Annotated in this window: 13 protein-coding genes; 1 reads left to right on the plus strand and 12 read right to left on the minus strand. The window is 72.4% G+C overall.

Annotated elements, in window-relative coordinates; translation table 11 throughout:
* From ACWCSD_RS33015 to ACWCSD_RS33065, 11 genes are all read right to left on the minus strand, one after another.
* A partial coding sequence (locus ACWCSD_RS33015) for a CoA-acylating methylmalonate-semialdehyde dehydrogenase (RefSeq protein ID WP_449920766.1) occupies positions 1-1,329 on the minus strand: 1,329 nt, incomplete at its 3' end.
* Between the two features lie 74 nt (positions 1,330-1,403).
* Positions 1,404-2,198, minus strand: coding sequence for an SDR family NAD(P)-dependent oxidoreductase (locus tag ACWCSD_RS33020; protein WP_449920742.1), 795 nt, complete (start codon positions 2,196-2,198; stop codon positions 1,404-1,406).
* Positions 2,195-3,379, minus strand: a complete 1,185-nt coding sequence (locus tag ACWCSD_RS33025; RefSeq protein ID WP_449920744.1) for a glycine C-acetyltransferase — start codon at positions 3,377-3,379, stop codon at positions 2,195-2,197. Before ACWCSD_RS33025 ends, ACWCSD_RS33020 begins: the two co-directional genes overlap by 4 nt.
* Positions 3,380-3,407: 28 nt before the next feature.
* Entirely contained in the window at positions 3,408-4,736 is a 1,329-nt protein-coding gene (locus tag ACWCSD_RS33030) for an MFS transporter (RefSeq protein WP_387676289.1), read from the minus strand.
* A gap of 37 nt (positions 4,737-4,773) precedes the next feature.
* Positions 4,774-6,489: a hydantoinase B/oxoprolinase family protein gene (locus tag ACWCSD_RS33035; RefSeq protein ID WP_449920748.1), complete on the minus strand. Its 1,716-nt coding sequence runs from the start codon at positions 6,487-6,489 to the stop codon at positions 4,774-4,776.
* Positions 6,486-8,564: a hydantoinase/oxoprolinase family protein gene (locus ACWCSD_RS33040; RefSeq protein ID WP_449920750.1), complete on the minus strand. Its 2,079-nt coding sequence runs from the start codon at positions 8,562-8,564 to the stop codon at positions 6,486-6,488. Before ACWCSD_RS33040 ends, ACWCSD_RS33035 begins: the two co-directional genes overlap by 4 nt.
* Before the next feature lie 114 nt (positions 8,565-8,678).
* Positions 8,679-9,548 carry a hypothetical protein gene (locus tag ACWCSD_RS33045; RefSeq protein ID WP_449920753.1) on the minus strand — a complete coding sequence of 290 codons (870 nt, stop codon included), beginning with the start codon at positions 9,546-9,548 and terminating at the stop codon, positions 8,679-8,681.
* A 73-nt stretch (positions 9,549-9,621) separates the two neighbouring features.
* The gene (locus ACWCSD_RS33050; RefSeq protein ID WP_397159830.1) at positions 9,622-10,029 is read right to left on the minus strand and encodes a hypothetical protein; all 408 of its coding nucleotides are present in this window, start codon (positions 10,027-10,029) and stop codon (positions 9,622-9,624) included.
* A complete protein-coding gene (locus tag ACWCSD_RS33055) occupies positions 10,026-10,952 on the minus strand; it encodes an NAD-dependent epimerase/dehydratase family protein (protein ID WP_449920757.1) in 927 nt (308 codons plus the stop codon). Before ACWCSD_RS33055 ends, ACWCSD_RS33050 begins: the two co-directional genes overlap by 4 nt.
* A 109-nt stretch (positions 10,953-11,061) precedes the next feature.
* Positions 11,062-11,418: an ArsR/SmtB family transcription factor gene (locus ACWCSD_RS33060; RefSeq protein ID WP_358297827.1), complete on the minus strand. Its 357-nt coding sequence runs from the start codon at positions 11,416-11,418 to the stop codon at positions 11,062-11,064.
* Entirely contained in the window at positions 11,415-12,329 is a 915-nt protein-coding gene (locus ACWCSD_RS33065; RefSeq protein WP_449920761.1) for a ketopantoate reductase family protein, read from the minus strand. The genes ACWCSD_RS33060 and ACWCSD_RS33065 overlap by 4 nt, the downstream gene beginning before the upstream one ends.
* 232 nt (positions 12,330-12,561) lie before the next feature.
* On the opposite strand from ACWCSD_RS33065, the gene ACWCSD_RS33070 reads away from it, so the two are divergent.
* Positions 12,562-13,464 (plus strand): endo-beta-N-acetylglucosaminidase H, encoded by a 903-nt coding sequence (locus tag ACWCSD_RS33070; RefSeq protein WP_358297833.1) that lies wholly within the window; start codon positions 12,562-12,564, stop codon positions 13,462-13,464.
* Between the two features lie 63 nt (positions 13,465-13,527).
* Here ACWCSD_RS33070 and ACWCSD_RS33075 read toward each other — a convergent pair.
* A partial coding sequence (locus ACWCSD_RS33075) for a glycoside hydrolase family 38 C-terminal domain-containing protein (protein WP_449920763.1) occupies positions 13,528-14,252 on the minus strand: 725 nt, incomplete at its 5' end.

Consider the following 14,252-nt stretch of genomic DNA (forward strand, 5'->3'; position numbering starts at 1 on the left):
GTGGAACGCCATGGGCACCGGGATGGGCACGTTGACGCCGATCATCCCGACCTGCACGGAGCGCTGGAAGAGGCGCGCCGCGTGGCCGCCCCTGGTGAAGATCGCCGTGCCGTTGGCCAGGTTGTTGCCGTTGATCAGGTCGATCGCCTCTTCGAGCGAGCCGACCCGCACGACGACGAGCACCGGGCCGAAGATCTCGTCGCGGTAGACGTCCATCTCGGGCCTGACGTGATCGAACAGCGTCGGCCCGACGAAGAAGCCGTCGCCCCCGAGGTCGAGCTCGCGCCCGTCGACGACGAGCTCGGCGCCCGCGGCGACGCCGGAGTCGATGTAGCCCCTGATCCGTTCCAGCGCCTCCGCCGACACGACCGGCCCCATCTCGGACCCGGACTCCAGCCCCGGTCCGACCTTGATCGCCTGCGCCTTCTCGCGCATCAGCTCGACGAGCGGCTCGGCCACGTCGCCGACCGCGACGGCGACCGAGATCGCCATGCAGCGCTGGCCCGCCGAGCCGTACCCGGCCGCGACCAGATGCTCGGCGGCGTGGTCGAGGTCGGCGTCGGGCAGCACGACGGCGTGGTTCTTGGCGCCGCCGAGCGCCTGGACGCGCTTGCCCCCAGCGGTCGCGCGCTCGTACACGTACCGCGCGACCGGCGTCGAGCCGACGAACGACACGCCGTCGATGTCCGGGTGGTCGAGGATCGCGTCGACCGCGACCTTGTCGCCGTGGACGACGTTGAAGACGCCGTCGGGCAGACCGGCTTCGGCGTAGAGATCGGCGATGAGGTTGGCCGCCGACGGGTCGCGTTCGGAGGGCTTGAGCACGAACGTGTTGCCGGTCGCGATCGCGATCGGATGCATCCACAGCGGGACCATGGCGGGAAAGTTGAACGGCGTGATCCCGGCGCAGACGCCGAGCGGCTGCCGGAACGAGAACAGGTCGACGTCGGTCGAGACCTGGTCGGAGTACTCGCCCTTGAGCAGGTGCGGGATCCCGCAGGCGAAGTCGATCACCTCCAGGCCGCGGACGAGCTCGCCTCTGGCGTCGTCGAGGACCTTGCCGTGCTCGGCGGAGACCAGCCGCGCGAGGTCGTCGAGGTGCTTGTCGACCAGCTCGCGGAAGGCGAACATCAAGCGCGAGCGCCGCATGACCGAGGTGTCGGCCCAGCCCGGCAGGGCGGCACGCGCGGCCCGTACCGCGGCGTCGACGTCGGCGGGCTCGGCCAGCAGCACGTCGGCCTGATGCGCGCCGGTCGCGGGGTCCCATACCGGGGCGGTGCGGCTCGACCGGCCGGCGGTCTCGCGGCCGTCGATCCGGTGCCGGATCATCCTGACTGTCCCTGTGCTCACAGAAAGCTCACCTTCTCGTGGGGTGCTGGTTGCGGGTGTTCGGCGGCGCCGCGTCAGACGATCAGGTCGCCGCCGTTGATGTCGATGGCCGCCCCGGTGATGTACGCCGCGCGGTCCGAGGCGAGGAAGGCGACGAGCTCGGCGACCTCCCAGGGCTGCCCGACGCGGGGCACCGGGAACGACCGGGTGGCGCGTTCGAGCGCCTCTCCGGGCAGCAGCGCGCGGGCCATCGGGGTGTCGATGAGTCCCGGGCAGACGGCGTTCACCGTGATCCCGTCGGGCCCGTAGTCCTTCGCCAGGTGCCGGGTGAGCCCGAGGACGCCGTGTTTCGCCGTCGTGTAATGGGCGCCGCCCGCGGTGCTGATGGTCTTGCCGGCGGTGGAGGAGAAGTTGACGATGCGGCCCCAGCTCCGGGCGCGCATCGCGGGAAGCGCCTGCTGGCAGCACAGGACCGTCCCGAGCACGTTGACCGCCAGCACCTGGTTCCACTCGGCCCGGGTGATCTCCTCGAACGGGGTCGGCGGTGCGACGCCCGCGGCGTTGACCAGGATGTCCAGCCGCGACAGCTCCGCCAGCAGGGCGGCGAACGCCCGCTCGACCTGGTCGCCGTCCGTGACGTCCACCGCGAGCGACCGGACGCGGTCCGCCGGCACGGCCAGCGTCGCCGCCAGCTCTCCCGGGCCGGGCGCGGCCAGGTCGAACACCGCCACGGTCGCGCCGCGGCGGGCCAGCGCGTGTGCCGCGGCCAGGCCCATGCCGCGGGCCCCGCCGGTCACGATCGCGACCCGGCCCGCCAGCTCCCGGCCGTCGGCGCTGGTCGGCGCCCGCAGCCCCTCGGCGCTGCTCATGAGCCGGCCAGGACGGCACGCGCCCGGCCGAAGGCGGCCGCCGCCCGTTCGAGCTGGCCGGCGGTGTGCGCGGCCGAGACCTGCACCCTGATCCGCTCCTCGCCGGCCGGGACGACCGGGTGGGAGAGCGCGAAGGCGAGCACGCCCTCGCGGCGGAGCGCCGCCGCCACGTCGCGGGCCAGCGTGCCGCCGCGCAGCATCACGGGGATGATCGGATGCTCCCCCGGCGGCACCTCGTAGCCGAGGTCGCGCAACGCCCGGCGGAGCCAGGCGGTGTTGGCGGCCAGGCGTTCCCGCAGGTCGGGACGCCGTCGTGCGATGCGGATCGCCGCCAGCGCCGCCACGGCCAGCGCGGGGGCCATGGCGTTGGTGAAGATGTAGGGCCGCGAGACCTGGCGCAGCGTCTCGACCAGCGCGCGGTCGCCCGCGACGAAGCCGCCCGCTGCGCCGCCCAGTGCCTTGCCGAGCGTCCCCGTCAGCACGTCGACGCGTCCCTTCAGTCCGAAGTGCTCGGCGGTGCCGCCGCCGGTCGTGCCCAGCACCCCCGTGGCGTGCGAGTCGTCGACCACGAGCACCGCGTCGTGGCGTTCGGCCAGCTCGCAGAGCCGGGGCAGCGCGGCGACGTCGCCGTCCATGCTGAAGACGCCGTCGGTGACGATGAGGCGGTGGCGAGCGCCGGCGAACTCGATGAGGTGGCGTTCGAGCTCGTCGAGGTCGGCGTGGGCGAAGACGCGCCGCCGGGCCCTCGTGAGGCGGATGCCGTCGATCAGGCTGGCGTGGTTGAGCGCGTCGCTGAGGACGACGTCCTGCGGGCCGAGCAGGGCGTCGAAGAGGCCGAGGTTCGCGTCGAAGCAGGAGTTGTGGAGCACCGCGTCCTCGGCGCCGACCAGCTCGGCGATGCACGCCTCCAGCTCGCCGTGGACGGCCCGGGTGCCGCAGAGCACCCGGCCCGCCGCCACCCCGAGCCCCGTCTCGCGCAGCGCCCGCCGGGCCGCGTCGAGGACCTCCGGGTCGCCGGCGAGCCCGAGGTAGTCGTTGGAGGCGAAGTTCACCAGCCACTCCCCTCCCACGCCGAGCGCCGGCCCCTGGGCGCCCGAGACCACGAGGTCGCGGCGCAGCCCGGTGGTCGCCCGGCGTTCGTCGAGCTCGGCCCGGAGCCGGTGCAGCAGCGCGGCGTTCACGCCCTGCCTCCCTGCCGGTCGGCGGCGGTCATGACAGGCTCCCGTCCAGCCGCTCCATCCGGCGTCCCGCGGTGAGCAGGACGGCCAGCCCGGCGGCCATGATGATCGCGATGGCCAGCAGCGCGTACGTGAAGCTGCCGGTCGCGGACGCGATCGTCCCGGTGAAGTAGGGACCGATGAATCCGCTGACGTTGCTGACGGAGTTGATCAGGGCGATGCCGGAGGCGGCGGCCGCCTCGGTCAGGCCGATCGCCGGGATCCGCCAGAACTGCGGCATCGCGGTGATGATCCCGGCGACGCTCAGGCAGACGGCGAGCACGAACAGCGTGCCGCTGCTGGTGAAGGTCGCCAGCAGCAGCCCCGCCGCGCCGAGGGCCATCGGGACGGCCGTGGCCGTGACCGCCGTCCAGCGCGCGGCCAGGCGAGCCCAGGTCAGGAGGGCGACCGCGGCCACCACGTAGGGGATCGCGGACAGCAGCACGCTGCTGACGTCGGCGGACTCACCGACGCTCTGCGTGAGGGACCTGATCATCGTGGGCAGGAAGAACTGCAGCGGATAGAGCCCGAACGCGATCGCGAACCACGTCACGGCCATCGCCCACACCCGGCCGCTGGTCAGCGCCTGGCGCAGCCCGGTGAGCGCCCCGCGGGCGCGCTGTTCGGCGGCTTCTGCGGCCAGGACGTTCTCGATGGCGGCCTTCTCCTCGTCGTCGAGCCAGCGCGCGTCGGCCGGGCGGTTCGGCAGGAAAACGAAGATCAGGACGCTGACGACGACCGTCAGGATGCCCTCGACGAGGAACAGCGCCCGCCAGCCCGCGATGCCGAACAGGCTCTGGCCCCACTCCAGCAGCGCGGCGGCCAGCGGAGAGCCGATGATCGAGGACAGCGGGATCATCACGATGAAGGTCGACAGCGCCCAGGAACGCTGGCGGCGCGGGAACCAGAACGTCAGGTAGAGCAGGATCCCGGCGGCCAGGCCGGCTTCGGCGAACCCGAGGAGGAGCCGCGCGGCGAACAGTGTGGCCGGGGAGTTCACGGCCGCGGTCGCCGCGGTGACCAGCCCCCACGTGATCATGATGCGGGCGATCCACTTCCGCGCGCCGAACCGGCTCAGCATCATGTTGCTCGGCACTTCGAACAGGACGTAGCCGATGAAGAACAGTCCGGCGGCCAGGCCGATCTGGCCGCTGCCGAGGCCCAGGTCGCGGGACATGGGCGCGGCGATGTAACCGACGTTGGCGCGGTCGATGTAACTCGCCACGTAGGCGAGGCCGACCAGCGGCATGATGCGGACGCCCACCTTGCGCCAGGTGCGCGGTGAGACGGTGCTCGGTGGGGTCGCGACGGGTGAACTCATGGGGGGTTCCAATCGGTGTGGGGGGTGTGCGGCGGCTTCAGCGCGCCTGGCCTCGCAGCCTGGCGGTGGCGTCCCGGTCGATCGCGCCGTCCGCGGTGATCACGACGCCGTAGTCCCGTTCGGCTCCCTCGTGGGTCACCTTGCCGTCGAGGACGTCTTCGAGGACCAGTTCGGGGACGCGTTCGAAGGGGACGCCGTGCCCGCCGCCGCCGGCGGTCACGTGCCGGTGGCGGGTCCCCGCGGTCATCTCGAAGTGCGGTTTGGACTCCAGCACCCGTTCACCGGGACCGCCGGGGTCGAGCATGTTGAGCGAGGGGGTTCCCGGCGCGCCGCCGGCCAGTCCGTACGGCAGGAATGTGCGCCGGTCGGACCTGATCTGCACTTTGGCCTCGGCCGCCAGCAGCGTCATGTCGCGGAAGGTCGCCAGGCCGCCACGCCAGCGGCCCGCTCCGCCGCTGTCGGGGAGGTAGCCGTAACCGTCGATGCGGAGGTGACCGGAGCGTTCCAGCTCCTCGACCGGCGTGTTGGTCAGGTTCGCGCCCAGAGAGCTGATCCCGTCCACGCCGTCGCGGTCGGGACGCGCGCCCCACGCGCCCGCCAGCGGGTCCCACAACACCATGGACTCCCCGTCCGGCCCGACGAGGCCGATCGCGATCCCGTCGGGCCCGCCTTCCCCGGCGGCCGGCACCCGGGCGGGGAACACCGGGGCGAGCGCCCCGAGCACGGCGTCGATGATCCGGAAGCCGACGAGCCCGCGGGCGCCGCGCGCGGCCGGCCGCCGGCCGTTGAGGATGGAGGCTTCCGGGATGACGAAACTGAACGGCCGGTAGAAGCCGCTGTTGGCCGGGATGTCGGAGGCGAGCACGCCCTGCAGGGCGGCGTAGGCGGCGGAGCGGGTGAAGGAGGCCGTCGCGTTGAGCGCGGAGTCCACCTGCGGCGAGGAGCCGGTGAAGTCGAGCTCGATCCCCGCCCCGGACAGCGTGACCTTGACGCGGATCGGGATCGGCCCGGACCCCAGACCGTCGTCGTCGATGTGGTCGAGGAACTCGTAGGCGCCCGGGACGGCCTCGGCGAGCGCGGCGCGCAGCAGGGTCTCGGAGTAGTCGAGCAGCTCGTCGACGAGGGCGGCGAGCCCGTGGACGCCGTGCCGCGCCGCGAGGGCGCGCAGCCCCTCGGCTCCGGTGTGGCAGGCCGCGAGCTGGGATTCGAGGTCGCCGCGCAGCAGCTCGGGCTCGCGGACGTTGCGCAGGATCAGCCGCAGGAACGTCTCGTTCACCGTGCCGGCCTCGACCAGGCACGACGGCGGGATCTGCACCCCTTCGGCGAAGATGCTGGTCGACTGCACGGCCATCGAGCCGGCGGCCCACCCGCCGACGTCGGTGTGGTTGACGACCGTGACCGCGAAGCCCAGGAGGTCCTCCCCGGCGAACACCGGGGCGACCGCGAAGATGTCGGGCAGGTGCATGCCGCCCAGGGACGGGTCGTTGAGCAGGTAGACGTCTCCCGGACGGATCCGGTCGCCGAACTCGTCGAGGATCGCCTCCATCGCGTCCGGAATGGACCCCAGGTGCACCGGCAGGGTGTTGGCCTGGGCGATCACCCGGCCCCGCGCGTCGCACAGGGCGGCGGAGAAGTCCATGCTGGACGCCACGAGCTGCGAGTGAGCCGTGCGCAGGATCGTGATCGCCATCTCGTCGGCGATCCCGGTGACGGCGTTGCGGAAGACCTCGAAGGTCACGGCGTCGCGGATCATGAGGCGCTCCAGGTGATGACGATGTTGTTGAGCCGGTCGCGGTGCACCCGGGCGCCGGGCGGGACGAGGGTGGTGGCGTCCATGTCCTCGATGACCATCGGCCCCTCGACCGGTTCCGGGCCGAGATCCGACCGGTCCACGACGGGCGTGGGCACGGTCCGGTCGAACCGGCATTCGCGGACGGCGGGCTCGCCGCCGGGGGCGAGGGGCAGGCTCAGCACGTCCGCGATGGACACCTGGGTGGGGAGCCGGCCGCGTACCCGGAGGTTGACCAGCTCCACCAGCTCGTCCGTGCCGGCCCGGCCGTAGGTGCGCCGGTGCTCGGCGTGGAAGCGGGACCGCGTCTCGGCGAGCAGGTCCTCGGTGAGGTCGCCGTCGGGCACCCGGATCCGCAGTTCGAACCGCTGGCCGCGGTAGCGCATGTCCAGGAGCCGGTCCACGACGGCGTCGGCGCCCAGCTGGTCGCGTACGTGGGCGGACAGCCGGGCGAACTCCGCGGCGAGCGCGCCCACGTCGGCGAAGCCGGCCCGGTACGGGGTGAGCTCCTGGCGTTCGGTGTCGGCCACGAGCAGGCCCAGGCTGCTGAACAGTCCCGGATGCACGGGCACGATCACGGTCGAGATCCCGAGTTCGCGGGCCAGCGCGGCGGCGTAGAGAGGGCCCGCGCCGCCGAAGGCGACCATGGTGGCCTCCCGCGGGTCACGCCCTCGTTCGCTGGTCACCGCCTTGACCGCGGTCGTCATGCTCGACACCGCCACCTGGTACGCGCCGCGCGCGGCGCCCGCCACGTCGTCGCCGAGCTGCTCGGCCACCGGTGACAACGCCTTCACGGCCAGCTCCGGGTGGATCGCCACCCGGCCGCCGGCCAGCGCGTCGGGGCTGAGGTAGCCGAGCGTCACGTTGGCGTCGGTCAGGGTCGGCAGCTCGCCGCCCTGGCCGTAGCAGGCAGGGCCGGGACGCGAGCCGGCGCTGACGGGCCCCACGTGCAGGGCGCCCGCCGCGTCGACGGAGATGATGCTGCCGCCGCCGGATCCGACCTCGGCGATGTCGATCGACGGCGCCCGCACCGGATACCCGGCGCCGGAACTGAGCCCGCGGGCGCCGTTCATGCCGCCGCCGACCTCGTAGTCGGCCGAGACGAACGGTTCACCGTGCTCGATCAGGGACGCCTTCGCCGTGGTCCCGCCCATGTCGAACGCGACCACCGTGGACAGGCCGATCAGCTGGGCGAGCTTCTGCACGGCGGTGACGCCGGCCGCCGGACCGGACTCGATGATCTGCACCGGCCGCCGCGCGACGGAGGCCGCGTCGAGCAGTCCGCCGCTGGACTGCATGACCAGCAGGGGCGCGCGCACCTTCGCCGAGCGCAGCCCCGCTTCCAGCCGGGTGAGGTAACCGTGCACGGTGGGGCCGACGTAGGCGTTGACCGTGGCGGTGCTCATGCGCTCGAACTCGTGCGGCTGCGGGGAGACGTCGACCGACGCCGTGACGTACACGCCGGGCAGTTCGGCCTGCAGCAGTGCGGCGACCCGCCGTTCCTCGTCAGGGCGGACGTAGGAGTTGATCAGGCACACGGCCACCGCTTCGATGCCGTCCGCGCGCAGGCGTCCGGCCAGCGCGCGGATCTCGTCCTCGCTCGCCGGTGGGCCGAGCCGGCCGTCGGCCGTGATCCGCTGGTCGAGTTCGTGCCGGTCGCGTCGCCGGGCGAGGGGTTCGGGCTTGGACCATGACAGGTCGTAGAGCACCGGCCGGCGCAGCCGCCCGATCTCCAGCACGTCGCGGAAGCCGCGGGTGGTGACCACCGCGGTGCGCACGCCGTTCATCGACAGGATCGCGTTGGTGGCGACGGTCGTGCCGTGCAGCATCGCGACCACGGCCTCGGGCCGGGCGCCGGCCAGGGAGAGCACGCCGGTGGTCGCCGCCACCACGCCGGCGCCGTAGTCGGGCGGGGTGGACAACACCTTCATGGGGACGACCTGGCCGTCCGGCCCCAGCGCGATGACGTCGGTGAAGGTGCCGCCGATGTCGGCGCCGACTCGCCAGCCGGCCGGTCGAGGATCGTGACTGGGGGGCACTGGATCTCCTTCGTTCTACGGAGCGACTGGGATCACAGTACGAGTGGGTTGAGATATCAGCAATGCCTAGTTGTCATTTTTATGCGAGTCAGGTGATATGACTTGCCTAGGTCGTCAGCGTGCTTCCGGCTGGTCCGGCAGGCGCACGACGGCGGTGCCGGCCTGGGACTCGCCGAATCCCCAGCCCGCGACCAGCGAGCAGCCGACCGCCTCCAGGACGTCGGTCCACGGCCAGGGGCCGTCGCCGCGGTAGAAGCCGCCCTCGCTGCGCGCGTCGCCCTCGGCGAGACAGAGCAGGCGGAGATGGTCGCGGAGCGCGGGGTGCGTGACCGCGCCCAGCCGCTCCTCCCAAGGCTGGGCGGCGGAGCGGGCGTGACGCATGTCCGAGACGGACACCAGGTGGCCGGGGCCGCGTTCGGTGAACGTGGCGGCCCGCATCGCGTCGGTGAGGGTGCCGTCGGTGGCGACGCGCAGCAGCACGGTCAGCCAGCCGTTCAGTCTCTCGCACTCCTCGCCGGTCAGATCGACGCCGTGGCGGCCCAGGAGCGGCCCCAGCTGTGCGCCGTGCACCAGGACTTCATCGGTTTCATCGGTCGCGGACACGGCCCGCAGGTCGGCGACGAAGGCGTCGCCGAACGGCCGAGGGCCCTTGTGCCCGTCCTCGCCCCATGCCCCTGTTCCCGCCAGCAGATCGGGGTCGAACCAGAACAGCGACCCGCCCAGGTCGAAGCGCCAGGTCCACGGGGAGAAGGGGTGTTCACCGTCCGGATCCGGGAGGCGCCGCGCCTCCCGGCCGGACAGCGCGTCGGCGGTGGCCCAGGCATTCGGGAACAGGAACTCGTCGAAGGTGTCCGAGGCGTAGTACACGCCGTACCTGGCGGCAGGGTGCGCGGCCGGCTCTCCGCCGAGCAGGATCTCGAACGCCCCGGCCAGCGCGGCATCCCACTCGCTGAGGTCAGCCGCCGGGTACGTCTCGGATGTCACGATGAGCACTCCTTCATGTCATGGCACGCGGATTGTCGCAAGCTATCGGACACCGAGCCGCGCCGCCGTTGGCCTACCCCCGCGCCCGTGACCGGCGGCCGAGTTGCCTGCGGTGCACCACGAGGCCGGCCAGCGTCAGCAGGGAGAGGAGGGCGAGCTGCCACCAGTTGTCCGGATTGCCGCCGAGGTCCAGGTCGGCCGCGTGGTTCACCACGTGCAGCGTGTTGGCGACGAGGAACCCGACCAGCACGACCGACAGCACGTCGCGCCACACCAGCGCGCTCAGCATCATCAGCCCGATGCCGATCTGGAAGACCCCGGCGTCGTGCAGGAAGTGCACGTGATTGGGGAAGCGGGCGAAGACCGCGAAACCGGCCGGGTCGAGGCGCATCCACACGCCGAAGCCCAGCATCGTCAGCGCGCCGACCGCCACGGCCACCTGGACGAAGATCCTGGCCGGCCTGCTGTAACCGTTCGTCATCTCATGTCCTCCAGTCCGTCGGGAACGCTCGGGTGCACCGGGGTCCAGCCCAGGTCGCGGGTGGCCTTGGCGTGCGAGACCCGCATCGTGGTGTCCATCAGCAGGCAGCCCAGGTACGGCACGGCCCGCCGGACCAGCCATCTCGGAATCACGACGGGACGCGGTGTGCCGTGCGCGCGGGCGACCGCGGTCAGGAAGTCGCGCCAGCTCATCGGCCGGTCGTCCACGATGTTGTACGCCTGGCCCGCGCCGCCGCGTTCCATGGCCGCGACCGCGGCCGCCGCGGCGTCGTCCACGTGGACGAAGGAGGTGGTGCCGGTGCTGCCGCGCGGCAGCACGGGCGCCCGCTTGCGCATCATGTCGGCGAACAGGTCGCTGAAGGCGTTCCTGCCGTAGAACATGCCGTAGCGCAGGGCGACGCCCTCGATGCCTTCGGCGGCGAACACCTGGCTCTCGGTCGCCAGGCTGGAGTCGGTCACCAGGTCGGCGACGGTGCCGACGTGCACGCCGAACTCGTCGTCCTCGGTCAGCACCCGGTCGCCGTGGTCGCGGTAGCCGTACCCGGTGATCAGCGACTGGGTGACGAACCGGCGCGCGCCGACGGCCCGCGCGGCGTCGAGCAGGTGCGCGGTCCCCCGGTCGCGCAGGGCGAGGGTGGGGTCGTCGGGGCGCAGCCTGCGCGAGGCGCCGCGCAGCGCCGTGGCCTGGTGCATGACGACGTCGGCGGCCTGCCCGTCGAGCGCGCGCAGCAGCGCGTCGCGGTCGAGCACGTCGGCGACGACGGCGTCCGCGCCGCGTTCGGTGACGAGCCGCCGCTTGGCGGGATCGCGGACGACGGCGACCACGTCGTGCCCCGCCGCGGCCAGCGCCGACAACAGCGGAAGCCCGATCGCGCCGGTCGCCCCGGCCAGCACTACCTTCATCGCCCCTGCTCCTTCACGCGTCGCCTGGATGGACAGCACTGCGAGGACGGGACAGCCGGTCCCGATGTGACAGACCGGGACGGGAAGGCGCGCGGGCGGTCGTCGATCTCTAGTGACCGCCCGGCTGTTCGCCGAGGCCGGAGGCGCACGAGATGATCATCGTGATGAGGTCGCGCAGGGGCGTCAGGAGCTCCGGATAGGCGTCGGCGTTGAGGTCGTACAGGCGCAGGGTGCCCTTGCGCCGCACCGTCAGCAGATCCGCGTCGCGCAGGATCTTGAGGTGGTGGGAGGTCGCGGGCTGGGACAGCTCCAGGTGCGCGGCGATGTCGCCGACGCTGCGAGGCTCAGCGGACTCCAGCAGGTGGACGACGATCTCCTGCCTGCGCTCGTCCCCCAAAGCGGTGAACAGCGGCCGGGTCCGCGCGAACAGCGCGAGGACGTCCCGGGCCTCGATCGAGCCGCTCATGCGGGCAACGAGTCGCGCACGGCGGACAGGCGGCCGACCGGCAGCGCCCTGGCGGACCCTTCGGCGATCCAGCCGTCCAGCATCAGGCGTGTCTGCGCGCTCACCTTCGTGAAGTGCGTCTCCAGGTAGCGGCGCAGGTCGAAGGGGAGCAGCCGGGGCAGCACGCGCAACGCCAGCCCCACGGCCCAGGACGGAACGGGGACGGGAGCGCGCAGCCCGTGCTGTGCGGAGACCACCGCGACGGCCTCCCGGACGGCCGCGGCGGCGCCCCGCAACCGCGGGCCCGACGCGGGCAGCCGCCAGCCGGAGGACTCCAGCGCGGCGATGTAGGGGATCATCCGGGCGGCGGTGAGCTCCCCCGCGCCGGCCCGCGTCACCCGCCTGGCCCGCACGCCGCCGGCCCGCAACGCGGCGACGACCTGCGGGGCGCGCGCTCCGGTGACGCCGGTCGCCGTGCCGGGCGGCACCCAGTACGCCACGCCCGGCGCGGGAACCTCGCGCTCCAGCGGCGCCTGGTAGGCCAGCAGCGTCGGCGTCACCTGGACGATCTGCTCCCGCGGCCAGACGCCGGCGAGGGTGCGCAGATCGCCCGGATCCTGGCCGATGGTGACCACGGTCGCCTCGCCGGTCACCGCGCGCAGCGCGCCCGTCCAGTCGCCGCGCAGCGCCGGCGAGTCCACGCAGAGCCACACCATGTCCCACCGTTCGCGGGGCGGCTCGCTGCGCACCTCGTACGGCGTGACGCGCTCGGCGACCGGCGCCCGCCCCCGCCTGAGCCGGTACAGCGAAGCCCCTTCCCAGCCCTCCCGGCCCGGCCGCACGAGATAGCTGATCCGGGCCCCGCCCGCGGCCAGCCACGCCCCGAAGACCTGCCCCAGCGCGCCGGCACCGACAATCAGCACCTTCGTCATCACTGCTCCATACATCTAAATATTTGGATATACGGAACATTACCACCGGAGAGATCTCCGGCGCCCGCGGCGCCTTTTCCGCGCCGGCGACACCTTGACAGCGGGCCCCGGGCTGCCGATGATCGAGGCGCTATACCGATTTATCTCCAGCCCCCACGCAGCCTCGCGAAGACGAGTGGACTGGACTTAACCGATATAGCAAATCATCCCCCCATGCCCTGAGGAGCCGATCGTGAGTTCACCGCTCATGCGCAGAAGGACCCTGCTGGCAGCGCTGGCCGCGACCACCGTGGGTGCCGCGTTACCCACCGCGGCACACGCCGAGCGCCGCGCGGCCGGCAAGACCGGCCCGCTCTCGGTGGTCTACATCGAGGTCAACAGCGAGAGCATGACGAACGTCGCGAAGTACACGCTCGCCCGAGGCGGCGCGCAGGTGTTCGACATCGCGGTCATCTTCGCCGCCAACATCAACTACGACGGCACGAAGGCCTACCTCCACTGCAACGAGAACGTGCAGCGGGTGCTCGACAACGTGGCGACCGAGGTCCGTCCGCTGCAGCAGAGGGGCATCAAGGTCCTGCTGTCCATCCTCGGCAACCACCAGGGCGCCGGCTTCGCGAACTTCCCCTCCCAGCAGGCCGCCGACGCGTTCGCCCAGGAGCTGGCCGACGTGGTGACGACGTACGGGCTCGACGGCATCGACTTCGACGACGAGTACGTCGAGTACGGCAGGAACGGCACCGGCCAGCCGAACGCCTTCTCCTTCGTCTACCTGGTCCAGGCCCTGCGCCAGAAGCTGCCGAACAAGCTCATCACGCTGTACGACATCGGCCCGGCCGCCGACCGCCTGTCCTACAACGGCGTCAGCATCAACAACACCTTCGACTACGCCTGGAACCCCTGGTACGGCACCTGGTCCGTGCCGAACGGCCCGACCTCCAGGTCCCGCCTGTCGCCGGCCGCCGTGTCCTTCACCGGCACCAGCTCGTCCACCGCCGCCTCCCTCGCCCGCCGTACGGTCACCGAGGGGTACGGCGTCTTCCTCACCTACAACCTCACCTCGGCGAACACCGCCTCCTACATCTCCGCGTTCACCAACAAGCTGTACGGGAGCTCGGCCGTCTACACCCCCTGACGACTCCGCCGTGAACGCAGGTGAGGGGCGCCCGGACGGGCGCCCCTCACCGGGAACGTGCGGTCAGCGGCCGAGCCGCAGGGTGACCAGCTCGAACGGCCGCAACGTCACCGGGATCGACCGGCCGGGCCGCTCGGGCTCGGCCAGCGGGCGCTCCAGCAGGTCGGTCACGGTCACCGAGGTGACGGGGAAGCCGGCCGTGAGCGTGGCCGCGGCCCGGCCGCCGCGGGACTCGTGGAAGCGCACCACGACGTCGCCGCTGCCGTCGTCGGCCAGCTTGACCGCGGTGATCACGACCGCGTCGTCGTCCACCGTGACCAGCGGTTCTACCTCGGCGGCACCGGAGAGCACCCGCTCGGGCAGGTTGAGGAACCAGCCCTCGCGCACCGCGTCGCCGATCGTCGCGCCGGGCAGCAGCGCGTGCCGGAAGGTGTGCCTGCCCTGGTCGGTCTCGGGGTCGGGGAAACGGGGGGCGCGCAGCAGCGACACCCGCAGGGTCGTGGTGGTGCCGCCGTCCTCGCGCACGGTCCGGGTCACGTCGTGGCCGTAGGTGGAGTCGTTGACCACGGCCACGCCCCAGCCGGGCTCCTCCAGGTGCACGAACTTGTGGTTGCACGCCTCGAACTTGGCCGCCTCCCAGCTCGTGTTGGTGTGGGTGGCGCGGTAGGCGTGGCCGTACTGGCTCTCGGCGGCGTAGCGCTCGGCGCGCACGTCGAGGGGGAAGGCCAGTTTGAGGAACTTCTCCGTCTCGTGCCAGTCGACGTCGGTGGCGATGTCGACCCGCCGCC

This window comes from Nonomuraea sp. NPDC001684 (assembly GCF_053596515.1).

Coding starts and splice junctions, on each gene's coding strand:
- ACWCSD_RS33020 (WP_449920742.1), bottom strand. CDS start 2,198: ATGAGCAGCGCCGAGGGGCTGCGGGCGCCGACCAGCGCCGACGGCCGG.
- ACWCSD_RS33030 (WP_387676289.1), bottom strand. CDS start 4,736: ATGAGTTCACCCGTCGCGACCCCACCGAGCACCGTCTCACCGCGCACC.
- ACWCSD_RS33035 (WP_449920748.1), bottom strand. CDS start 6,489: ATGATCCGCGACGCCGTGACCTTCGAGGTCTTCCGCAACGCCGTCACC.
- ACWCSD_RS33050 (WP_397159830.1), bottom strand. CDS start 10,029: ATGACGAACGGTTACAGCAGGCCGGCCAGGATCTTCGTCCAGGTGGCC.
- ACWCSD_RS33055 (WP_449920757.1), bottom strand. CDS start 10,952: ATGAAGGTAGTGCTGGCCGGGGCGACCGGCGCGATCGGGCTTCCGCTG.
- ACWCSD_RS33060 (WP_358297827.1), bottom strand. CDS start 11,418: ATGAGCGGCTCGATCGAGGCCCGGGACGTCCTCGCGCTGTTCGCGCGG.
- ACWCSD_RS33065 (WP_449920761.1), bottom strand. CDS start 12,329: ATGACGAAGGTGCTGATTGTCGGTGCCGGCGCGCTGGGGCAGGTCTTC.